This is a genomic window from Pantoea sp. GM01 (genome assembly GCF_000282675.1).
Classification (GTDB): domain Bacteria; phylum Pseudomonadota; class Gammaproteobacteria; order Enterobacterales; family Enterobacteriaceae; genus Pantoea; species Pantoea nemavictus.
In genome coordinates this window covers 1-22,418 of the sequence record NZ_AKIU01000056.1, presented here as the reverse complement: position 1 = coordinate 22,418, position 22,418 = coordinate 1, and the positions used below count along the sequence as shown (strand labels likewise).

The following is a 22,418-nucleotide window of genomic DNA, read 5'->3' as shown; positions in this document are numbered from 1 at the left end:
CTCTTCTCGGTCGCCGCACGGCATAGCTGAAACTGCCTCAGCTAATGGCGAACGAAAGTCGCTCAGCGCTTAACTGATCGGCATTACGCCATTTATTGCGACCCGCTCGAAAATGAGACCTACCGCTTCTCCTGATACGCCATCCAGGTTAGCAGCTGCAGGCTGGCGGAGAAGTAGTTTTGATCCGCTGCTAGCTTGTCATTGAGATACTGGGTTTGGTTCAGGGTCAAATCACGAACCGCAATCAGGCCGCCTTCCATATTGTATGGCGCGGGCGTATTTCCCAGCACATCATACCAGGCCGGCGTGGTCATGCGCGCCGAGCCCTGCCACACGCGCTGGAACGGCACCAGACGTAGGCTTTGCGGATCGTACCACCAGATATTCAGCGGAATACGAATGGCGTCATAGCTGAAGCGGTTAGAATAACCGATGGCAGGAGCCACCGAACCATCAGCATTCAGCGCCACCCAATCAAGCGGCAGGCCGGTTTTACCAAAATGCATGTCGCCTAACAGATCCATGCCGTCATCCATCAACTCATTCCAGATGCGCAGATGGCTGTGCTCGGCAAACTCACGCCATGCAGCGAACAGGAAATAAGAGGGATTGAGCACCACATAACTGGTTTTATTGAAACCCTGCGCGCCCGGCAGCATCACTTTATGCCCGCCATAACTGATCACATTGAGCTTCACTATCGCACGCTGAATGCGGTCCGATGCCTGCTGGTAGTCGCCGCCCCACTTCTGCGCCGCACGTTGCAGAGCCCAGGCAATCAGCACATCGCCATCGGAAGCGTTATTTTTATCGGCGATCGGATCGGCGGCACCTGGCGTGTAGCGCCAGTAGAACAGATCGTTTTGCGGATTGCGCAGATGGCTGCGCGTCCACTGCCACAGCAGATCGAAAGTCGCGCGATCGTCATGTGCCACCGCCAACAACATGCCGTAGCCCTGACCTTCGGTATGGCTCACGTTGTTGTTTGCCGTATCGCTGATACGGCCGTCGCTGCTCATAAAACGGCTTTTGTAAGTACTCCAGCCATCTGCGGCCGCCTGGGCGCTAAAAAACATCACCATGAAACACAGCATCCATTGACGCCAAAAGCGCATCACTCTCATCACAGCATCCTATTGATATCGATAGTGCAGCGTGCCGCCGTCGTTCTGCTCAAGCGTCAGCGGCACCGCCGCGCTGCCGCCCTGGGCTTGCAGCCACTGCGCATACAGGCCCGCCAGTACCGCGCTTAATGCCAGCTGCCAGCGTTCAACACCGACATTGCTGTCACCCTGCGGCAGCGCGTGGTGTTGAATCAGAATGGCATTTTCCTGCGGCTGTAACTGCACAAAACCCCAGTTAAAACGCGCCAGCTGTAGATTCATTTCGCGTTCCAGGTCCTGCACGGTGCGCGCTTCAGGTAAAGGATAGCGGGTCGCCAGCGATGTGCCGACGCCGTTGAGGAAGCCTTCCGCCTCCTCGCCCGCGTTGTCCAGCATGCTTTCAATCATCGCGCTCACCAGATCGAACCAACCCGGCTGATGCGGATGGCTGACGCGCGCGCTCACTTGCTCACTCATTAGTAATCTCCGAACAGATAACGGAAGTACAGATTGGCGGTACTTTCGTTGTAATCACCAAAGGTGTCGTAGCCCAACTGACCGCCGACGGTGACATCTTTGTTGATCTTATAATCCGCACCGGCATGCAGGTTATAGCCGATGCCGTTTTTGCTGTCGCCGCTATAGAACGCATCCTTCACGTAACCTTGATCGGCCAGACTCTGCAGCTGAGACTGCAGCGACGGGTTGTTCGGGAAGTAGGCGCTCTTATCCTGACTGTAGGATTGATAACCCACCGAACCGCCAACGTTGACTTTCAGATCGTCAAACTTGCGGCTGAACTCGATGGGGAACGACACCGACGCATAGTTCTGCGGGCTGAAGTAGCCGCCCTGACCGTAGCTGAAGTAGCTGAGGTTTTTCGAGTAATCCATCCAGGACAAACTCATGCCGACTTTCAGCTCGCGATCGTCGAGGTGATACGGACGCACATAAGCACCGGCGGTGGCCTGAACGCTGTTGTTGCTCGCCACGTTTTCGCCGATATAGCTGTAAGCCCCGCCGCCGACGTAGAAACCGGCATCGCCGTTGTCATAGCTCAGCAAGGCATTACCGCCGTTTTTGGTGACGCGCCCCCAGCGTTTACCGCTGGTTTTGTCTTCCACGCCGACATACGACAGCAGGCTGTCGGTCATCGCGCGACGTTCACCGGTGAGGATCAGCGTCAGGAAGTCGGTCAGCTTCGGCGACCACTGCACGCCGCCCACCAGCGTACTCAAGTCCTGGCCGAGCGGCGTGCTGCCGATGTCGATTTTGTAGCTGTCACCCTTCAGCGCCATGTTCAGCTCCACGCCGGTCGCCGATTGCGAGTCGGTGGAGGCGTTAGGCACATCGTCAATTTTCGCTCCACCTGCCGCCACCACTTTGCCCTGTTCCAGCGCGTTGGTGCCGAAACGACGCCATGCGTCGCCGCCAGCGCTGCCTGCGGTGAGGGAAATTGGCGTCATGGTGAAATCGAAACGCGATTCGCCAAACGGCACGGTGGAGAAGGTGAGCGGCGCTTTGGCTTCGGTCAGTTTACTCAGACCGGATTCGCCGTCACGTCCACGCACCTGCATCTGGCCCTGCACCCAGGTGCCGGTTTTCTCTTGCAGATCGTCCATCATGTTGTCGATTTGGCGCAGCGTCTGGCTCTGCTGCACGGCCGGCGTATTGCTCGCCAGCGTCACGCCTTCCGCGCTGCTGGTGGCGTCGGGCGCCGACTGCCACGGCATTACCGCGCCATAGCTGGATGGCGAGCGGCCAACCGGCGAGGTGCCGCGATTGATAAACGGATTGTCGGCCAGCGCCAGGCCGCCGACGCTCGGCACGTTGCCATTGGTGGCACCTTGCAGACCAATCAGCTGACCGCGTGCGCTACGTAGATAACTCATCGCCTGGCTGTGTTCGCCGTTGGCTTCGGCTACGCGCGCTAACAACAGCAGACGATCGGGTGACTGCTCATTATTCAGGCCGCGGGTCAAGGTGTTAGCTTTGTTGACGTCGTTCTGCGCCAGCGCCACGTTGATGGCGCCGGTACGCGCGTCTTGCGTTGCGGTGTCCTGTGTCATCAGATAGTCGTAAACCACGCCGGCTTCTTTGTTCATCTTGCCGGACTGATACAGTCGCGCCATGGCGAACATCAGATCGCGGTTCTGCGGATCGTGCTGCAGCGCGCCCACCAGCTTGTCGTAAGCGGCGGCGTACTGTTTCTGCTCGCGCAGACGATCCACTTCGTTGATCACATAGCCATTACGAATACCTGCCAGCTGGGTGGGCGTGCTGCGCGCCTGCAGTTCCGGGCTGCTGAGGAAGCTCTGCGCTTCGGTGTTCAGACCGGCCTGGTTTAGCACCGCAACCTGCGCGGCGTAATCACCGGCGTTGCCCTGGATGCCGCGCTGCATGTTGCTGCGCACCACGGAAACCGCCGTGGTGAGATCGCCCGCTTTCGCCAGTTTCTGCGCCAGATTACCGGCATCCACCGGATTAGCCGGCGGCGTTGACGCCAGCGCACGCAAGGTGTTGGCTGCCGCCGCATTCGAACCCTGCGCCAGATATTGATCGGCAGTAGCCATCTGCAGGTTGAAGTTCACGCGCTGCGCCAGCTCGCGCATATCGCTGTTTTTGTTGCCGTTGGGAATGCGTGACAGCAGCATACTCGCCTGCTGCCAGGCACCGCTTTCGCTGGCGTTTAACGCGCCCGCATAGAGTTCGGTGGTGCTGGCACCGGTGCGCAGCGTGGGCTGCATGATATTGGCCGCCATCATGCTATTGCCCTGCGCGCGATAGATGCGTGCCAGATCGAGACGTAGCCAGCCATCGTTGGGATAGCGCTGAATGCCGCTGGTCAGGGTGGCGACAGCCGCGCTGTTGTTGCCTGCTGCCAGCTCACGTTTGGCCTGCGCACGAATCGGATCGGTGCTGCTGCCGCGCGGTGCCACGCTTTGACGTACGCTATCCGGCAGCGACCCCAGCAGCGTATTGGCTTCTGCGCCACGGTTCTGCTGGCGCAGCACGTAGAACAGGCCTTCTTTGGCATTACGGTTATTGGCATCACTTTGCAGGATGGCGCGATAGGTTTGCTCCGCCTGATCGAGCTGATTGCTGCGACGCTGCACATCCGCGCGGAACAGTTTGGCGGACACACCTTTCTCGCCGTCGGCCTGCGCCAGCGGTTCGCTCAGCGCCAACGCCTGTGCGCTATCGCCATTTTTTAGCGCCTGCTGCGCGGTCGCCAGCTGGGCATAGAAGCGCGCATCGGCGGCCTGCTTCTGGCGTGTGTCGCTTTGATCGCCGCCTAACTGCGCGGCGCGCGTCAGGTAATCCGCCGCTTCGGCGTAACGTCCGGCGCGCTGAGCGACGTAGCCCATACCCGCCAGCGCATCCGCATCTTGCGGGTTGGCTTGCAGCACTTTCTCAAAGTTGTTTTGCGCATTGCTGACGTCGCCGCTGTTCAGCGCGGTAAAGCCCGCGCCTTTCTCCGCACCGCCGACATTTTTACGGTAGTAATCCAGCACCGCGTTATCCTGCGGATGACGCTGCTGCCAGGTTTGGTACAGCGAGGCATCAGAAGCCTGCGGGCCAAGCCACAGCAGCGCCTGACGCAGCGAGCGGTCGGCTTCTTTGTTGCCATCCGCCAGGCTGCCGAGCACATCAATACCCTGACGACGGGTCGCTTCCTGATAGGTTAGCGCTTTACCCAGCGCCAGTTTGGCGCCGGTATCCTGCGGATGATCGGCGGAGAACTGCCGCAGCGCTTCCACCGCCTGCGGCAGCAGCGAGCGATCGCCCGCCATCGTCAGGTAGTATTCTGCCGCCACGCTCGGCGGCGGCTCGTTACCGCTGAAGGTGTTACGCCAGGTTTGCAGCGAAGCCGCAATATTGCCGCTGCGCGCCTGCTGGCGCGCCAGTTGTAGCTGCGCCTGCGGAATGGTTTGCAGCTGACGTGCGTTATCCAGCTCGCTGAGATGCGGATCGTTTGGCGATGCCGCACTCAGGCGCGCACGCCACTGCGCCGCTTCCGCTGTGCCGCCGCTCTGCTGCGAATAGAGCGCCAGCAAATAGAGCGCCTGAGTGTTGTTTGGCTCAACCATCAGCACTTTCTGCAGCGAGGCCTTCGCCAAATCGTCATGCGCTTTCTGATGCCAGTAAGCCGCCTGATCGAACAGCGCCTGTAACGCAGGATTGTTACTCTCCGCCGCCAGCAGCGGCTGCGAGAGCGTGAGCGCCCCACCCAGAATCAGGGCATGACGAATGCCGGCACTTAACAGATGTTTTTTCATTATTTTTATCCTTACTTCTTGCCGGACTTGCTATCAACTTTTGGGTTGAGACGACGCCACGCATGACGTTTCAGCATCACCCAGGCCCCACTGCCGACCAGCGCTGAAAGCAGCAATGCCGCCAGCGCCATCAGCACCGAGTGCTGGTTGGCATACCACACCACCATCATGTACCACGGCATTTCACCGCTCGGGAATTGCGGACCCACGCGGAAACTGCGAATGCCGTTCTCATCGGTGATGATGGCGGTATCGCCGCGAATTCCGGCGTTGATGCGCGCCGAATTCAGGTCTTCATGCAGGCGCAGCAGTTGCTGGTCGCTGGTCGCCACCGTCATCACCACCAGGCGATCGCGGTTCCACGGCGAGCGATAGCTGACAAAGCCGCGCCATGCTTCGTTGGACGAGAAGTAACGATCGGCATCCAGCTGCTGGCGATACCAGTCGCCGGTCAGCCAGCCGCGCAGCTTGTCCCAGGTGTTCGGCTCTTTCACGCCCAGCGTGTTGCCGCTGGTTTCATACGGCGTGTTGGCCAGCATTGCCTGGTTGAAGTCGTTGTTCTGCGTGGTGCTCACTGCTAACACATCGCTGCGCTGCAGGCGCGTCATGTTGGTGCCGCCGTTTGGCAGGCCAAATAGCACCTGGTTCTGCAGCAGCGGCACGCCAGTGGCGTTACCGGCACGTGATGCCATATCCAGCAGCGTAGCGATCTCCGCATCGCTCGGCTGTTGCGGCAGCAGCAGCGTGGTCTGCGAGAAGTCCGCCAGACGCGAGAACGGGAACGAGGCACCAACAAAGTAAGAGAGGTTCGGCAGCATGGTGAAGTGGCGCGTGTGGCTCAGATCGATCCACGAATCCTCTTCAATGCGGCTCTTGATGTTGTTGTTCAGCAGCACGCCGCACGGTGCATCCGCTTTCGGCTTGATGTTGAAGTAGAGCGCCAGCTGGTTGTCACCGTAAATCAGGTATGGCTCGAGCTTCAGGGTGTAATGCTCCTGACGCGCGTCGCCACCCAGGCGATGCCAGGCGCTTTCCAGCAGGCCCACTTTGTTCACCGTCAGGTTGCGCAGGAAGGTGCCGTTGATCATCACGTTGAGGAACGAGTTGTTCTCATCAATCCAGCTTTCGGACGGGAAGCGATAGTGCAGCTCCACTGGAATGGTGTCGCCATCCCACATAAACAGATCCGGCGCGGCGCGGAAGTTGACGCTCAGCGCATCGTGCCAGATGCCGGTGGTGGTCAGGCTCTGGTCTTTACGCAGCAGTTCGCTCAGGCGCACCGGACGCGTGGTGTTGATCCAGCGCGGAGCATCGTACGGTTTGCGCATACCAATCGGCTGCGGTTGTACGTTCAGGCTGCTGGCATCGGTGGCCAGCGGCTGCGTGGTTAAACGGTTGGCGGCCTGACGCAGCTGATCGTCATTGGCGCCCACCACCAGCAGCAGTTTGTAGACCGGATTGTTGGGATTATCGATCACCTGCAGCAGCGGACCGCTGGTGGCGGGCAAGGTCACGGTGCCGATCTTATCGCCCGGATGTCCCACCAGAATGCCGTTGTGCTCAGGCAGATCGCCGCGCACCACCGGGAAACGAATCCCACGATAGTCCGACTGAATGCCCATCCACGATGCCACCAGCGCAGCGGCGCTGATGCTGTCCGGCGCGACATTGGCTGCAAAGCCAAAGGTGACGCTGGCTGGCGTCATGCGCTGCGCATCGATAAACGGACGCGGGAAGTTGCGCAGGCTGGTGCCAATATTCAGCTGCTGGCCTTCGAGGCTCAGCGTGGTTTTGGGCAGAATCGCTACCTGATACTGCTGCGCGCTCTCTTTCTCGCACAGCAGCTTGTCGGCATCGTTAATCTTGAAGCTGAGGTTGTTACTGGAGACCACCATCGCTGCCGGAATATCCAGCTGGTAATCGCTGACGTCGCTGTCGCTCGAACCGAGCGGCAGAGTGCCGAGCGGCTGACCGTTCAGCATCAGCTGCAGCGACGTGTTGCGCGCCGCCAGTGCTGCCGAGACGCGCAGTGACAGATTGAGGCGCGCGTTGGTGATCACTTCATCGCTGGGCAGCGTGAAGACGATACCGGATTGCAGCTGACCGCCGGTGAGCGTAATGCCGCGCGGCTGGCCCATCTGCGCGACGGAAACGGTGGTACTGATCGGCTGATTGAGCGTTACCGCTGCGTTATCCGCAATGGCCGCAGGTGCAGCAGGGGCAACCGTTGGCAGCACCATCTCGGGCGCGGGTGCGGTTTCGCCTGGCGCGGGCTCTACGGGCGCGTCGTTTTCCGTTACCGGTGCCGTTTCCGCTGGCGCGTACGGTGCTGCGCCTGCCGCCTGTTGCAGCTGCTGATCGGCCGCACTTTCCATGCCCTGCGGCGGAGGAACCTCAGACAGCGCACCGCTATCCTGAGTGACCGCCGGGGTTTCAGCCCACGCGGGCGCGAGCAGCAGCGCCGTTGCCAGCGCGCTTGCCAGCAACGTTTGCGTCAAATTCTTCATGCAGCGCTGTCCTCTTTTGCGGCGGGCTGGTTGTCACGCTTACGCTTCTCACGGCGATCTTTCCAGGTCAGCCAGAACAGCTCAAATACGGTACGAATAATGGTGCCAAGCGAAACCAGCGGGTTGTCCTGCTTGTACTCGGGCTGGATCCACGCATCGGCGCGCGCCAGCACCACACGCACCAGTTCACGGCGGCGCGACAGCGGCATATCGCCAAAGCGCAGACGGATGCTCTCGTCATCACCGGAGATTTTGCTTACCGGAATGGTGATGGTGCCGGATTTCAACAGCAGATCGATCTCTTCGATTTCATCCTGCTCATGACGATTGTCCGGCGCATCGAGCTGCGCACCGCCCATCGACAGATCGCTGGTTTGCGTGCGTGACGAGATGCCGCTGGCATAGTGAATCACCGCCGGAATCTGTACTTCGATACGGATGGTTTTACGCACCTGTTTGGTTTCACGCGCCACGGCAATGGCCGCCATCAGGATGATCAGGCTGAACACCGCCCAGCCGACGTTGAGCGCGATAACGTAAGGATCAACGCCAAAGTAGTCATGCGCCACCGCACGCACCACGCCCGCGATGATGCCAATCGACAGCAGCAGCGCAACAATCACGTGTGGACGCACGATGTGGAAATCGAAGAAGCCTTGATCGAGCAAACCGCCTTTATCCGTTACGTTAAATTTCCCGCGCTTCGGTGCCAGCATGGTCACCAGCGTGGGGATAACGAGGTGGAAGCACATCACGGTTTCGTAGATTTCGCCCCAGAAGGTGTAGCGGAACTTGCCGTTCATGCGCGAGTTGACGTAGAGCGACATCACCAGATGCGGCAATACATAGGCAAAAATCAGCGATGCCGACGAGTGGATGATATTCAGGTTAAACAGCAGGTACGCCAGCGGTGCCGTCAGGAACGCCACGCGCGGCAAGCCGAACTGGAAGTGCAGCATGGCGTTGAGGTAGCACAGACGCTGCTGCCACTTTAAACCCCGACCAAACAGCGGATTATCGACGCGGAAGATCTGCGTCATGCCGCGTGCCCAGCGGTTACGCTGCACCACGTGCAGACCCAGACGCTCGGTTGCCAGACCCGCCGCCAGCGGAATCGCCAGGAAAGCAGATCCCCAACCGAGGCGCTGCATTTTCAGCGCGGTGTGCGCATCTTCGGTGACGGTTTCTACCGCAAAACCACCGATCTCTTCCAGCGCGCTACGGCGGATCACCGCACAGGAGCCGCAGAAGAAGGTGGCGTTCCAGTTATCGTTACCCTGCTGGACCGGGCCGTAGAACAGCGAACCTTCGTTCGGAATGCTGCGCGCTGCGCGCAGGTTACGTTCGAACGGATCCGGCGAATAGAAGTAGTGCGGCGTCTGCAGCAGCGCCAGCTTTGGATCGTTCAGGAAGGGCCCCACCGTCGCCTGCAGGAAAGTGCGCGTGGCAACGTGGTCGCAGTCGAAGATGCAGATCAGTTCACCTTTGGTGATCTTCATCGCGTGGTTGAGGTTACCGGCTTTGGCGTGGCTGTTGTCGTCACGCGTGATGTAACCCACGCCAACGTCAGCCGCAAACACCGCAAACTCGCTGCGCTTACCATCATCCAGCAAATAGACCTTCAGCTTGTCGCGCGGATAATCAATACACTGCGCCGCCAGCACGGTATCACGCACTACATCCAGACTTTCGTTGTAGGTCGGTACATAGACGTCCACCGTCGGCCACAGGCTAATATCATCCGGCAGCGGCTCGATGGTGCGCTTTAATGGCCAGGTAGTTTGCAGGAAACCAAGAATTAAGATCAGCCAGACGTACAGTTCGGCCAGATATAAGCCGATACCCAGGATCGCTTCAATCTCTGAATTAAACTGCAGCGTCTCCGTGGTGCGCCACCAGATATATCGGGTCGACATCAGCGCGGAAAGGATAACCATCACAACGGTTATTTTGCGGCTTTTGCTGAAGCCCAGTAAAAACATCATCCCGATGCTGATCAAGCCAAAGATATATTGCTTTTGGCTGTCCATAGGCGTGATGACGATTACCGCTGCTACCGGTGCAAGCACCAGCAGTAGCAGGTAAAACCCGAGTTTACTCATGATTCACCCTGAAGAAGCTGTGTTGTTATTATGTGGCCGGATCCGGCCTCATTATTAATAGTGGCTGCGAATGGGGGCCTGAACTTCGCCGTTACCCACGGTGATATTCAGGATATTAGCCACGCGTTTCGCCACTAATTCGATATCAAACGCAGCTGCAGAAGCCGGGCTGAAATCATAAACGGATTGTTGCGAGGCATTGGCTTCCGCGACGCTTTCATCACGATGTACCACGCCTAATAAATTCTCACCTAAACGCTGCTGCATAAATTCCGTGACTTCACGGCTAATATTGCGGCGGTTATCGCTCTGGTTAAGCACAAAATAATGACCCCGTTTATTATTTAGGGGCTGACCAATCATGCGGTCATTTTCTATTTGCGGCAGTAGAGAGACCGATGCGGTATCTGCCAGCATCACCACTACATGCATATCGGCAAGCGCGGTCATGGCTTTAAGCGCAGGGCCCGGGCCCGGAGGAAAATCGGCAATGATGACCAATCCCGGATAGTTCAGTACCGTGTCCAGACCGCGCTGCAGGAAGTGCGGATCTTTTACCAGGTTCTCTTCAAAACGTTCGCGCTGCTCTTCGGTGACATCGCCATACGGCATAACGAAAATATTGCCGCCGGTGGTCAGAATGGATTGGCTCCAGTCGGCTTGATCTGCAGAGCGCGCCACAAAACCGCGACCATCATTGAGCGGCACGCCGAAATGCAGGCGCAGGGCATTCTGAACATCAAAATCGATTGCCAATACCTTGCTGCCAGCGCGAGCCAGACTCCACGCAAGGTTGGCCGCCATGGTGGTTTTCCCTACTCCCCCTTTTGGCGAGCACACACAAACTAACGGCATAGCGCAATCTTCTCCAGTAGCGGTTTTAACGGTGTTTCTTTTGCAAGATTAGCAGGCTCAGCAGGACGCGAGCGGAACAGAGCACCAAAACGGGACGGTGCAGACGCGGCCGGACGTGCCGGTTCAACCGGTGCGGCAAAAGTAGATGCCGGTGCGACCGCGAGCGGTGCTGGCGCGACAGGCGCGGGAGCAATCGGTGCTGGTTCGGCGGCAGCCGCAGGCTGAACCGCAGGCGCTGCAGCAGGTTTAGCCGGCGGGAACAGTGAGGTGGCGGCCTGGCGCTCAACCAGCGTGGCTTTCGGCGCAAGCGGCATTGATGCTGTCGCGGATTTAGCTGGGGCGGGCGGGAACAGGGACGAATTGCTCGCCGCTGGGACCGCGCCAGACGCGCTCACACTATCGAGAATCGATCCGCGTGAGGTGGCCATTGATGCCGTCTGAACAGGCGCTGGCGGTGCACTGAATTCATCACCGCTAATGGGCTGAGGTTGCGGCATATCAATGCGCTGACCGCTGCCTAATTCTGGCTCTTGATCGGTAGCCAATTGGCGGAGTAACGCCCACTGGCTTTGATCGGCTTCCTGCGATTGGCCGGACATGTCCTTAAAAGCGATATCAAGCGTCTGCGTTTTCTCTTTAAAACGCTGCAGATCGTCGTAATTCTTCATGATCAGAGCCTGTAAAAACGGGAGGGAATTTTCCGCGAATATATCACACACATTAAGAGACGGTGAGACAAATCTGATTATTAAAACGTCGCATTCAATAAAAGAATTCTATCTTTCTGATTGAAAAACTGGGAATGCAAAAAGCGTGCAATTGTTTATTGACGGGGATTAATTAGTATCAATTAACAGAAATAGTGACGCGCGGGATTTTAACCTAAGCTACTGAAAATACTCTACTGCGCTGCAAGTTATGGATTTTATTCCAATGTGATGAAGCTCACGCAATCCTGATTAAAATAAGAATTTGCCTTTACGCTTTATATCCTAATCAGGACCAGTTGATTACTGATTCATTCAGGTTATGCTTTTTAAAGCACCTTGATGATGGGGTTCTCAGCCGTTAATTTCCCTGATGTATTACATTGCCAAAAAGAAAGGCTCCCGCGGGAGCCTTCAACCATCATTGGCGTTAATTTATAGCGTGCCCACCGGCTGATTTTCATCCTGATCAACCGCGAAGCAGGCAATTTGCTGATCGCCATACTGCTTCAGCTTTGGCTGCAGCTGAACACAGGTGCCAAAACGACGGCGGCAGCGCGCGTTAAACGCACAGCCCGGCGGCGGATTGAGCGGGCTCGGCAGTTCGCCTGTCAGCTTAATACGCTCGCGACGGTCGTCTGGATTAAGACGCGGTGTCGCCGACAGCAGCGCCTGAGTGTAAGGGTGGCGCGGATTGCTGAAGATCGCCTCTTTGCTGCCCTTCTCCACGCAGCGACCGAGATACATCACCATCACCTCATCAGCGATGTGCTCCACCACCGATAAATCATGCGAGATGAAGACGTAGGACAGACCTAAATCCTGCTGCAAATCCATCATCAGGTTGAGCACCTGCGCGCGCACCGACACATCGAGGGCGGAAACAGGTTCATCGGCAATCAGCACATCCGGATCGAGCATCAGGCCGCGTGCGATAGCGATACGCTGGCGCTGTCCACCGGAGAACATGTGCGGATAGCGATCGTAATGCTCGGTTTTCAGGCCAACTTTCGCCATCATCTCCAGCGTTTTTTCTTTGCGTTCCGCTTTGGTCAGCGAGGTGTTGATCACCAGCGGCTCTTCAAGAATCTGACTGATTTTCTTGCGCGGATTGAGCGAGCCGTACGGGTTCTGGAACACGATCTGGATTTTCTGACGGCGCAGTTTCTGCGCCTGCGGATCGTGCTTCAACAGATCCTGACCGTGCCAGAAGAGCTGGCCTTCGGTCGGCGTTTCAATCATGGTCAGCAAGCGGCCCAGCGTCGATTTACCGCAGCCGGATTCACCCACCACCGCCAGCGTTTTGCCGCGTTCGAGGTTGAACGACACGCCATCCAGCGCTTTTACCAGACGTTCCTGGCCGAACAGACCTTTCTTCACCGGGTAGTGTTTTTTCAGGTCAATCGCCTGCAGCAGGTAATCCTGCTGGTTGTTATCAAGACTCATAAGTCGGTCTCCCGGCATCATCCAGTGGGAAGTGACATTTGGCCTGACGGCCAGGAATGTCGCGCAGCTCCGGCTCTTCACGGCGGCAGCGATCGGTCACGTACGGGCAGCGCGGATTTAACAGGCAGCCGGTTGGGCGATCGTATTTACCCGGCACCACGCCCGGCAGCGACGCCAGACGCGCTTTGTCCGCAGCAAATTCCGGCAACGCGCGCAGCAGCGCTTGCGTGTAGGGATGACGCGGTGCTTTGAAGATATCCACCGCTTTACCGCTTTCCACCACCTGACCGGCATACATCACGATGATGTGCTGAGCCGCTTCGGCCACTAGCGCCAGATCGTGGGTAATCAGGATCAGCGCCATGTCCTCCTGCTTCTGCAACTCCAGCAGCAGTTCGATGATTTGCGCCTGAATGGTGACGTCGAGCGCCGTAGTCGGCTCATCGGCAATCAGCAGCTTCGGTTTGCAGGCAATCGCCATGGCGATCATCACGCGTTGGCTCATCCCGCCAGAAAGCTGGTGCGGATAGACATCCAGACGCGATGCCGCATCGGGAATGCCCACCTGATCGAGCAGATCAACCGCGCGCTGACGACGGGTACGTTTACTGCCGCCCTGATGCACCTTGAGCGCTTCCATAATCTGGAAACCTACGGTGTAGCACGGGTTGAGACTGGTCATCGGGTCCTGGAAGATCATCGCCACTTCAGCACCAACCAGTTGGCGGCGCTCTTTTTCGGAGATTTTCTGCAGGTCGCGCCCGTTGAATTCCAGTTTTTCGGCCATCACGCGGCCGGGATAATCAATCAGGCCCATGATCGCCAGCGAGCTGACCGATTTACCGGAACCCGATTCACCGACAATACCAACCACCTGGCCCTGCTCGACCTGATAACTAATGCGGTCAACCGCACGGAACGGTGTCTTTTCGTCGCCGAAATGCACCGATAACTTATCTACATTTAATAACGCCATCTCGGTGCCTCTTTACTGCTTGAGTTTCGGGTCGAGTGCATCACGCAAACCATCGCCCATGAGGTTGAATGCCAAAACCGTCAGCAAAATGATCACGCCAGGGAACGTCACCACCCACCAGGCACTTTGCGCATACTGCAACACGTCGGAGAGCATGGTGCCCCACTCCGGCGTTGGCGGTTGCGCCCCCATACCGAGAAAGCCCAACGCCGCCATATCAAGGATGGCGTTGGAGAAGCCTAATGATGCCTGCACGATCAGCGGTGCCAGGCAGTTAGGCAGAATATTGATAAACATCTGACGCAGCGTGCCAGCTCCCGCCACGCTCGACGCGGTGACGTAGTCGCGGTTGACTTCAACCAGCACCGCAGCACGTGTCAGACGGATGTAGTGCGGCAGCGCCACGAAGGTGATGGCCAGCGAAGCATTGACGATCGACGGACCGAAGATCGCCACTAACACCAATGCCAGCAGCAGGCTTGGCAGCGCCAGCATGATGTCGACCACGCGCATAATAATCGCGTCCACCACGCCGCCGAGATAGCCGGCCATCAAACCGAATATCACGCCAAGAATCAGCGACAGCACGACGACCATGCAGCCCACCAGCAGCGACAGGCGAGCACCGTACATCAGACGCGACAGCACATCGCGGCCCACGTCATCGGTACCAAGGATGTAGCTCCAGTTGCCGCCTTCCTGCCAGACCGGTGGATGCAGCAAGGCATCGCGGAACTGTTCAGCCGGTGCGTGTGGTGCCAGCACATCGGCAAAGATGGCGATTAATAGCATCAGAACGATGTAAACCAGGCCGATAACTGCGCCTTTATTACGTTTGAAGTAGTGCCAGAATTCCTGTAACGGGGTCATCGGCTTGGGTGCAGCAGTTACGCTTGCGGGATCAACAGCAGACATGATTCCCCCTTATTTCTTATGACGGATACGTGGATTGACCACGCCGTACAACAGATCAACCAGCAGGTTGACCACGATGATCAGAATCGCCACCAGCAATACGCCGCCCTGTACCACCGGATAGTCACGGCGTTGCAGCGCTTCGATCAGCCAGCGGCCGAGTCCCGGCCACGAGAAGATGGTTTCGGTCAGGATCGCACCGGCCAGCAGCGTACCGACCTGCAAGCCAATCACAGTGACCACCGGCAGCATGGCGTTACGCAGCGCATGCACCACAATCACGCGCATGCGCGTCAAACCTTTGGCGCGCGCGGTGCGGATGTAGTCTTCACCCAGCACTTCCAGCATGGAGGAGCGCGTCATACGCACAATCACCGCCAGCGGAATGGTGCCAAGCACGATGGCCGGTAAAATCATGTGCATCACGGCATCTTTGAAATCGCCCGGTTCACCCCACAGCAGCGTATCAATCAGCATAAAGCCGGTGAGCGGATGGCTGTCGTCAAGGAAGATGATGTCGCTGACGCGCCCGGAGACCGGCGTGAGGTTCCACTGCACCGAGACCAGCATGATCAGCATGATGCCCCACCAGAAAATCGGCATCGAGTAACCGGTGAGCGAGATGCCTACGGCGGTGTGATCGAAGATTGAGCCGCGTTTTACCGCTGCCAGCACACCAACAGGAATACCCACTGCAACCGCGAACAACATGGCGCAGATGCCCAGTTCCAGCGTGGCTTTAAAACGAGGAACGAATTCATCCCAGACCGGGATGCGGCTTTTCAGCGAGATGCCAAGGTCGCCGTGCAGTACACCATTGATGTAGGTGAGATATTGCTTCCACATCGGCTGATCGAGGCCAAACTGCGCCATCAGCTGAGCGTGACGTTCGGGGGAGATGCCGCGTTCACCGGCCATGATCAGTACCGGATCGCCGGGGATTAAATGGACAAACGCGAAGGTCAATAACGTGATACCGATGAACGTTGGGATGACAAGGCCCAAACGTCGGAGTATGAATTGCAGCATAAGCCTGGTTCTCTGACATTTCCCATAGCGTTACCGCCGGGGACAACATTGCTCAACACTCGCAGCCAGCCATAGGCGGACGCGACGCAAGAAGCGCTTCATTAGTAGAATTAGCCGGAAAAAAAGAGCGGAATACGGGCGGCGAAGGTGCCGCCCGAGGGCCAGCAATGCTGGCCCTAACCGCGATAATCCGAAAGGTTATTCCTGGATATCGACGTTTTCGAAGTGATGTTTACCTAATGGATCAACCACATAACCAGATACTTTCTTGCTCACTGGCTCATATACGGTTGAGTGGGCGATGATCAGCGCCGGAGCCTGGTCATGCATCACTACCTGAGCCTGTTTGTACAGCTCAATACGTTTGTTGTGATCGGCTTCAGCACGTGCTGGCTGAATCAGATCTTCAAACGGCTTGTAGCACCAACGTGAGTAGTTCGAACCGTCTTTCGCTGCTGCACAGCTGAACAGCGTAGCGAAGAAGTTATCCGGATCCCCATTATCACCGGTCCAGCCCATCATGACGGTCTGGTGTTCCCCGGCTTTCGCGCGTTTCAGGTACTCGCCCCATTCGAAGGTAACGATTTTGGCTTTCACGCCAATTTTCGCCCAGTCAGCCTGAACCATTTCAGCCATACGGCGTGCGTTCGGGTTGTATGGACGTTGTACCGGCATGGCCCACAGGTCGATTGAGAAGCCATCTGGCATGCCCGCTTCTTTCAGCAGCGCTTTAGCTTTCTCAGGATCGTAGGCGTAATCTTTGATGTCGTCGTTGTAGCCCCACATGGTTGGCGGGATCAGGTTTTTCGCGGCCTGGCCAGCGCCCTGATAAACGGCATCAATAATGGCTTGTTTGTTCACCGCCATGGTCAGTGCCTGACGCACTTTCACGTTATCCAGCGGTTTTTTCTCGGTGTTGAACGACAGGTAACCGACGTTCAGACCAGGCTGCTCCATCAGATTAATTTTGTCGTCTTTCTTCATGCTGGCGATGTCGGCCGGATTCGGGTACGGCATAACCTGGCACTCACCCTTCTGCAGTTTGGCGTAACGGACAGAAGCATCTGGCGTGATGGAGAACACTAAGCGATCAATCTTCGGCTTGGTGCCCCAGAAGTCTGGGTTAGCTTTATACAGAATGCGCGAATCTTTCTGATATTGCTGCAGCACGAATGGACCGGTGCCCACTGGATTGAGGTCCAGCTTCTCTGGCGTGCCCGCTTTCAGCATGTTGTCGGCGTACTCTTTTGACAGAATTGAAGCGAAGTCCATACCGAGGTCAGCGATGAACGGCGCTTCTGGACGGGTCAGGGTGAAGCGTACGGTGTAATCGTCAACTTTTTCGATTTTGGCGATCAGCTTAGGCATGTCCATGCCTTCGAAGTATTCGTAGCTGCCGCCAGAAACACCGTGATATTTGTTGTTTTTGTCGAGCTGACGCTCGAAGGAGAACACGACGTCATCGGCATTGAAGGTACGGGTTGGCTTGAAGTCTTTGGTCGATTGCCACTTCACGCCCTGGCGCAGATGGAAGGTATAGGTTTTACCGTCCGCGCTGACATCCCATTTTTCTGCCAGACCTGGCTGCAACTCGGTGGTACCGGTTTTGAACTCAACCAGACGGTTGTAGATCGGTACAGAGCTAGCATCGTAGGTGGTGCCCGATGTGAAGAGCTGCGGGTTGAAGCCTTCAGGCGAACCTTCTGAACAATAAACGAGGGTTTTCGCCTGGACACCAGCGGCAACGGTCATAGCAATCAGGCTGAGACCGACCTTCAGCATCCTGGATTTAGCCAGGGAGTTGATCATGTTTTGCTCCATTGTGATGTGATGTTGTGTGCGTCGCCCGACCTCTGATTTTTTTATGCGGTTCGGGCAGGTCAATTAAGCGTAAGCAAAATGTGAGCGGTTATTTTTGCCGGGGACATTGTCAGGCAGGTCCGTCTCTACATTTTATTGACGCATCAATTTGTCAACAGTTGCAATAAACGTCAATACAGTGTGGGGTTATTTACACAGAGTGTGAGTAAGTGCAAGCAACGATAAAAAACACCCTTATTGCGCTGAGCCAAAATTTAAAAAGGTGATAAAGCACTCAATGCCGCGTGATTATCTGGCTATGTAGGCAAATGACAGTGATTATCACCGCTAAAAAACATACAAAAGTTATTGGTAAATGTTGAATATCTGAACGATTCTTCGTGCGTTATGACGTTCAGGCAGCGGAATGTGCTAGTAAAATGGCATAAGAAATCAGCATGATGCATAAACCGGTCATAAGAAGAATGTGTCACGAATTAAGCGGGCGGGTTCGATTTGGCGTGGGGTGCAGAGATGAAAGTGGACATAATGGTGATTATTTCGGGTTTAACTGGCGGAACGGGTGTATTTACGGGTTTTGCTGTTTGCTCGTTGCGGTGCTCAGGAAAGGCGGCTCGAACGCAAAGACGGCGTGAATACGTCCCTGTAGCCTCGGCCGCCGCATCCCTGCGGCGGACGCTTTGCTAACCGAGCCGCCTTCCCATCGCCTGCACGTGTGGTTGCGCTTTTAAACAGAGCGCAGCGGTCCAATGTGGTGATCCGCCAAATTACAGACGAAAAAAAACCTGCTTATAAAAGCAGGTTTCTTCAAAGATGGTCGGCGAGAGAGGATTCGAACCTCCGACCCACTGGTCCCAAACCAGTTGCGCTACCAAGCTGCGCTACTCGCCGATGGGGGCGCATATTACTGCGCCGCTAAAAAAGCGTCAATCCCTTTTGCTGAAAACCCATCTGATCGCCTGGAAAGCAAGCAGCACCCTAAAAGCCCTGCTGCTCAATGGGTTCGGCGTAGCGGTCGCCATTAATGGAGACCCCAGGATATTACAGCGTTTTAGCTGGAGTACCCGCAGGTGCCTGGCACCAGTTATTGGCTGCTTTGATCCCGCCATCTGGCGAGGTATAACCCAGGCAGCCCAAAATGGTGTCGAACAACTCAACATGACGATGCGTTTTGCCGACGCGCTGTTGCGCTTGTAAGCGCTCAAAGTTGCTACGGTTGGTGGGATCGTCCAGATACTTATCGGAAGCCCACACCATCATTGGCACGCGGAATTGCTCCGGTGGCGCCATCTCACGCGGCGTACCGTGCAGATGCATATTCTCACTGATCGATTCACCATGGTCGGCGGCATAGAACACTATCGCCTTCTTATCACGCAGCTGATCGAGCACGCTATCCAGCATGGTATCAACGTATAAAACCGAGTTGTCATAAGCATTGATCAACTGCGCTTTGCTGCAGGTTTCATCAACTCCCATACACTCCGGCTTGTAGCGAGCGAAGTCGCGCGGGTAGCGCTGCGAATAGAGATAATGCGACCCTTTGGTGTGCAGGATGACCACGTGCTTACCTTTAGGGAAACGCTGCAATGATGCCTGCAGTTCCGGCACTAACAGCATGTCATCTACCGCTTTGCCCTGATTGCGCTTCTCTGAGCCAATCTGCTCGCGGAATGAGAAGTTGTTGGTATTGGCGTTATCGTAGAACCACACTTCGCTCTGCATGGCGAACAGTTCGGAGGTAAAGCCCAACTCTTTCAGTACGGCGAAAATATTCTGCTCTTTCAGCGTACGTCCTGGATTGTCCATGGTGCCGCCTTCGCGCACGAACATACAGCGCAGCGACAGCTTGGTGGCGGTATCACAAGACTCGCCGCGGAAGGCGACCAGATTTTTCTCTTTTGACAGCTTCGGCGTGGTATCGCGATCGTAGCCCAGCATCCCCATGTGATCCCAGCGCGTGGTTTCGCCAATCACAAACACCATATAGGTATCGTCGATGCCCGGCGGTGCGACGTAGGTAAACTGCTTCGCCGGATCAAGCAACTCTTTGCCATCCCACTCTTCATCCATTTTGGTCCAGGCAAACAGTCCCAGCGCGGCGATCCAGTTTGATGGCAGATACGAGTGTGCGACCACACCACCGTAGCTCGGTAAATCGATATTGGTGATCTCTTCGTTAACCTTCTGCAACTTGTCAAAATAGCGAATGGGCAGCCATACCAACGCCACGCTCAGCAACAAAATCACCGTCGGTTTAAGACGCTGACCCGGCGTTTTCAGCTGTTCGAACAGTGTCAGACTCAGGTTATTGCGCCAAATCAGCAGCAGCGGAAGTGCGCTCACCAGCACCATCCACAGCACGAAGCGCAGGCCAATTACTTCTTTCGAGAGATCAACATCGGTGGTCATCACTGACGCGATAATGCCGTAACCAATCACTACGTTGAAGAACGCCATGTAATAGGCGGCTGCCACCGAAATGATCACGATGAGGCTGGCAAGAATGCGATAAGCCCATTTGCCACCCAGTGATAGCAAGCGCATCAGGAAGAAGGTCAGCAACACGGCGGCCATCACTTCTGCCGCTGCAGAGAGCCAATCAGAGAGGTTTGATTTCGTTAAAAAACCGTCAAAACGGCGATAAAATATCGGTAAATTCAGCAAGATACCGAGATATAAAGCAAGCAGCAATGACAGCTTTTGCTGCGTTAAACTTTTAATATAATTCATGAAAATATCTATTCCCGACCTGGTGTCGTTGTATCAACCGTAATGTGACTATGTAAAGACAGCAGAGTTCGCTAAACCGCAGAAAAAGCGTGACGCAACGTACAGGATCGGGACGATTCCGACTGGCGATATGGCGATGGCGCGAAGCCGAGCAGTAGAACATTTAACCAATGGTAAGACCAGAGAAATTTGCTTATCGAACCGGGAACGCCGATCTTCAGATATAAAAAAGGCTCCCGCAGGAGCCTTGCATTCTCATCACTCGCAATTAGTTGATGATATTCAGCGTGACATCGATGTTGCCGCGCGTCGCGTTTGAGTATGGGCAAACGATATGAGCAGCATCAACCAGCTTTTGCGCTTCAGCAGCGTCCATGGCTGGCAGGTGGATATTCAGCTTGGCTTCGATACCAAAACCGTTCGGGATTGGACCAATACCGACTTCGCCTTCAATCCACGCATCTTTTGGCATCGCAATTTTGTCACGGCCCGCCACAAACTTCATTGCGCCGAGGAAACAGGCTGAGTAACCCGCCGCAAACAGCTGCTCTGGGTTCGTGACTTCGCCGCCAGCGCCGCCCATCTCTTTTGGCACGCCCAGTTTCACATCCAGCACGTTGTCAGAAGAAGTCGCACGACCATCACGGCCGCCGGTAGCTTTAGCTTTTGCAGTGTAAACAACTTGTTCTAAAGACATAATAACCTCATTTATTCGCTATATAATCGCGCACTACTTATTATGCGCAAACCTGAACTTCATTAAGGGATGCCGAGACAGCGACTTCCCGTTGGTGTAATTAGTTGGCGTGATACAAGCTGTCGCGCAATTCGTCCAGCTGCCCTTTGAGCTGCGCCATCGCCTGATCATCACAGGCGGTTGCGCACTGAATGGCTTCGGGAATGGTTTCCGCTTTATCACGCAAGGCGCGACCTTCATCAGTCAGCGTCACCACCACCTGGCGCTCATCCTGGCGTGAACGCTGACGGCGCAGTAAACCGGCGCTCTCCAGACGTTTCAGCAGCGGCGTTAGCGTCGCCGAATCAAGAAACAGCTGCTCGCCAATCTCCGAGACCGTCACATCGTCCTGATTCCACAACACCAGCATCACCAGATATTGCGGATAGGTAATCTCCAGCTTTGACAGCAACTGGCGATAGACTTTGTGCATCGCGAGGTTCGCCGAATACAGTGCGAAACAGAGCTGCTGATCTAACTGCAGTGGCGCCTGCTTCACTTTTTTGTCATCTTGATTACTGTTCATGAGTTTCAATATAAATAGCGCGCTAGATAATTGCAAGCGACTTTTCTCTGGGAGAGTGAAATATGCGAGATTCACTGGAAGAGCAAGCGCGCCGTTATGCCACTGAGGCGCACGCCGCTGCCGGTCAGCGCCGTAAATACACTGACGAGCCCTATATCGTGCATCCGGCAGCCGTGGCCGAACTGGTGCGCAGCGTCACCGATGATGAACAGATGATTGCCGCCGCCTGGCTGCATGACACGGTAGAAGATACCCCCAGCACAATAGACGATATTGAGCGTCATTTCGGCCCGCGCGTGGCGGAGTTGGTTGATATGCTCACCGACAGCGCGCAGCCTGCAGCCAAAAATCGTGCAGCGCGTAAGCTGGCGCACTTTCGTCATACCGCGGATGCCTCGCCCGAAGCGCAAACCATCAAACTGGCCGACATCATCGATAACACCCGCGCCATCGTGCAGTACGATGCCGACTTTGCGCGCGTCTACCTTGTGGAAAAACAGGTTCAGATACAGCTATTACGCGACGGCGATCGCCATTTGTGGCAGCAGGCGGATCAAACCATTAAACAAGGGCTTGCGCAGTTAGCGCAGCCACCACACAGCGTGCCCGAGAGTTGGTTCGTGAAACAGGCGGCGAAGTATGGCGGCATAAATTAAAAAACCCGCCATAGAGGCGGGGTGGG

General features: G+C 56.2%; 16 protein-coding genes and 1 tRNA gene. 1 reads left to right on the top strand and 16 read right to left on the bottom strand.

What is annotated here, in order from left to right; translation table 11 throughout:
- Positions 1–119: 119 nt before the first annotated feature.
- From PMI17_RS17100 to PMI17_RS17025, 16 genes are all read right to left on the bottom strand, one after another.
- Complete coding sequence (locus PMI17_RS17100) at positions 120–1,124, bottom strand: glycosyl hydrolase family 8 (protein WP_007890828.1); 1,005 nt, start codon at positions 1,122–1,124, stop codon at positions 120–122.
- Between the two features lie 9 nt (positions 1,125–1,133).
- Positions 1,134–1,580: a cellulose biosynthesis protein BcsD gene (gene bcsD, locus PMI17_RS17095; RefSeq protein WP_007890826.1), complete on the bottom strand. Its 447-nt coding sequence runs from the start codon at positions 1,578–1,580 to the stop codon at positions 1,134–1,136.
- Positions 1,580–5,383: a cellulose biosynthesis protein BcsC gene (locus PMI17_RS17090; RefSeq protein ID WP_007890824.1), complete on the bottom strand. Its 3,804-nt coding sequence runs from the start codon at positions 5,381–5,383 to the stop codon at positions 1,580–1,582. Before PMI17_RS17090 ends, bcsD begins: the two co-directional genes overlap by 1 nt.
- Positions 5,384–5,394: 11 nt before the next feature.
- Complete coding sequence (gene bcsB, locus PMI17_RS17085) at positions 5,395–7,890, bottom strand: cellulose biosynthesis cyclic di-GMP-binding regulatory protein BcsB (protein ID WP_007890823.1); 2,496 nt, start codon at positions 7,888–7,890, stop codon at positions 5,395–5,397.
- The gene (gene bcsA, locus PMI17_RS17080; RefSeq protein ID WP_007890822.1) at positions 7,887–9,992 is read right to left on the bottom strand and encodes a UDP-forming cellulose synthase catalytic subunit; all 2,106 of its coding nucleotides are present in this window, start codon (positions 9,990–9,992) and stop codon (positions 7,887–7,889) included. Before bcsA ends, bcsB begins: the two co-directional genes overlap by 4 nt.
- Before the next feature lie 54 nt (positions 9,993–10,046).
- Positions 10,047–10,847 (bottom strand): cellulose biosynthesis protein BcsQ, encoded by an 801-nt coding sequence (bcsQ, locus tag PMI17_RS17075; RefSeq protein WP_007890821.1) that lies wholly within the window; start codon positions 10,845–10,847, stop codon positions 10,047–10,049.
- Entirely contained in the window at positions 10,838–11,515 is a 678-nt protein-coding gene (gene bcsO, locus PMI17_RS17070) for a cellulose biosynthesis protein BcsO (RefSeq protein WP_007890820.1), read from the bottom strand. The genes bcsQ and bcsO overlap by 10 nt, the downstream gene beginning before the upstream one ends.
- Positions 11,516–11,989: 474 nt before the next feature.
- Entirely contained in the window at positions 11,990–13,000 is a 1,011-nt protein-coding gene (gene dppF, locus PMI17_RS17065; RefSeq protein WP_007890819.1) for a dipeptide ABC transporter ATP-binding subunit DppF, read from the bottom strand.
- The gene (gene dppD / locus PMI17_RS17060) at positions 12,990–13,976 is read right to left on the bottom strand and encodes a dipeptide ABC transporter ATP-binding protein (RefSeq protein WP_007890817.1); all 987 of its coding nucleotides are present in this window, start codon (positions 13,974–13,976) and stop codon (positions 12,990–12,992) included. The genes dppF and dppD overlap by 11 nt, the downstream gene beginning before the upstream one ends.
- Before the next feature lie 12 nt (positions 13,977–13,988).
- Positions 13,989–14,891, bottom strand: a complete 903-nt coding sequence (dppC, locus tag PMI17_RS17055) for a dipeptide ABC transporter permease DppC (protein WP_007890815.1) — start codon at positions 14,889–14,891, stop codon at positions 13,989–13,991.
- A gap of 9 nt (positions 14,892–14,900) precedes the next feature.
- Complete coding sequence (dppB, locus tag PMI17_RS17050; protein ID WP_007890814.1) at positions 14,901–15,920, bottom strand: dipeptide ABC transporter permease DppB; 1,020 nt, start codon at positions 15,918–15,920, stop codon at positions 14,901–14,903.
- A 198-nt stretch (positions 15,921–16,118) separates the two neighbouring features.
- Positions 16,119–17,729, bottom strand: a complete 1,611-nt coding sequence (gene dppA / locus PMI17_RS17045; protein ID WP_007890813.1) for a dipeptide ABC transporter periplasmic-binding protein DppA — start codon at positions 17,727–17,729, stop codon at positions 16,119–16,121.
- A gap of 826 nt (positions 17,730–18,555) precedes the next feature.
- Positions 18,556–18,632: transfer RNA gene (locus tag PMI17_RS17040), tRNA-Pro, on the bottom strand.
- Between the two features lie 150 nt (positions 18,633–18,782).
- A complete protein-coding gene (gene eptB, locus PMI17_RS17035) occupies positions 18,783–20,474 on the bottom strand; it encodes a kdo(2)-lipid A phosphoethanolamine 7''-transferase (RefSeq protein ID WP_007890810.1) in 1,692 nt (563 codons plus the stop codon).
- A gap of 268 nt (positions 20,475–20,742) precedes the next feature.
- Positions 20,743–21,171, bottom strand: coding sequence for an organic hydroperoxide resistance protein (locus tag PMI17_RS17030; protein WP_007890809.1), 429 nt, complete (start codon positions 21,169–21,171; stop codon positions 20,743–20,745).
- A gap of 100 nt (positions 21,172–21,271) precedes the next feature.
- Entirely contained in the window at positions 21,272–21,736 is a 465-nt protein-coding gene (locus PMI17_RS17025; RefSeq protein WP_007890808.1) for a MarR family winged helix-turn-helix transcriptional regulator, read from the bottom strand.
- 62 nt (positions 21,737–21,798) lie between these two features.
- On the opposite strand from PMI17_RS17025, the gene PMI17_RS17020 reads away from it, so the two are divergent.
- A complete protein-coding gene (locus PMI17_RS17020; protein ID WP_007890807.1) occupies positions 21,799–22,392 on the top strand; it encodes an HD domain-containing protein in 594 nt (197 codons plus the stop codon).
- Positions 22,393–22,418: the final 26 nt, after the last annotated feature.

What these genes read in the sequence shown, in the direction of transcription:
- bcsB (WP_007890823.1), bottom strand. Translation starts at nt 7,890, where the DNA reads ATGAAGAATTTGACGCAAACGTTGCTGGCAAGCGCGCTGGCAACGGCG.
- PMI17_RS17100 (WP_007890828.1), bottom strand. Translation starts at nt 1,124, where the DNA reads ATGAGAGTGATGCGCTTTTGGCGTCAATGGATGCTGTGTTTCATGGTG.
- dppF (WP_007890819.1), bottom strand. Translation starts at nt 13,000, where the DNA reads ATGAGTCTTGATAACAACCAGCAGGATTACCTGCTGCAGGCGATTGAC.
- eptB (WP_007890810.1), bottom strand. Translation starts at nt 20,474, where the DNA reads ATGAATTATATTAAAAGTTTAACGCAGCAAAAGCTGTCATTGCTGCTT.
- dppB (WP_007890814.1), bottom strand. Translation starts at nt 15,920, where the DNA reads ATGCTGCAATTCATACTCCGACGTTTGGGCCTTGTCATCCCAACGTTC.
- dppD (WP_007890817.1), bottom strand. Translation starts at nt 13,976, where the DNA reads ATGGCGTTATTAAATGTAGATAAGTTATCGGTGCATTTCGGCGACGAA.
- bcsQ (WP_007890821.1), bottom strand. Translation starts at nt 10,847, where the DNA reads ATGCCGTTAGTTTGTGTGTGCTCGCCAAAAGGGGGAGTAGGGAAAACC.
- PMI17_RS17030 (WP_007890809.1), bottom strand. Translation starts at nt 21,171, where the DNA reads ATGTCTTTAGAACAAGTTGTTTACACTGCAAAAGCTAAAGCTACCGGC.
- bcsO (WP_007890820.1), bottom strand. Translation starts at nt 11,515, where the DNA reads ATGAAGAATTACGACGATCTGCAGCGTTTTAAAGAGAAAACGCAGACG.
- PMI17_RS17025 (WP_007890808.1), bottom strand. Translation starts at nt 21,736, where the DNA reads ATGAACAGTAATCAAGATGACAAAAAAGTGAAGCAGGCGCCACTGCAG.
- bcsA (WP_007890822.1), bottom strand. Translation starts at nt 9,992, where the DNA reads ATGAGTAAACTCGGGTTTTACCTGCTACTGCTGGTGCTTGCACCGGTA.
- PMI17_RS17090 (WP_007890824.1), bottom strand. Translation starts at nt 5,383, where the DNA reads ATGAAAAAACATCTGTTAAGTGCCGGCATTCGTCATGCCCTGATTCTG.
- dppA (WP_007890813.1), bottom strand. Translation starts at nt 17,729, where the DNA reads ATGATCAACTCCCTGGCTAAATCCAGGATGCTGAAGGTCGGTCTCAGC.
- dppC (WP_007890815.1), bottom strand. Translation starts at nt 14,891, where the DNA reads ATGTCTGCTGTTGATCCCGCAAGCGTAACTGCTGCACCCAAGCCGATG.
- bcsD (WP_007890826.1), bottom strand. Translation starts at nt 1,580, where the DNA reads ATGAGTGAGCAAGTGAGCGCGCGCGTCAGCCATCCGCATCAGCCGGGT.
- PMI17_RS17020 (WP_007890807.1), top strand. Translation starts at nt 21,799, where the DNA reads ATGCGAGATTCACTGGAAGAGCAAGCGCGCCGTTATGCCACTGAGGCG.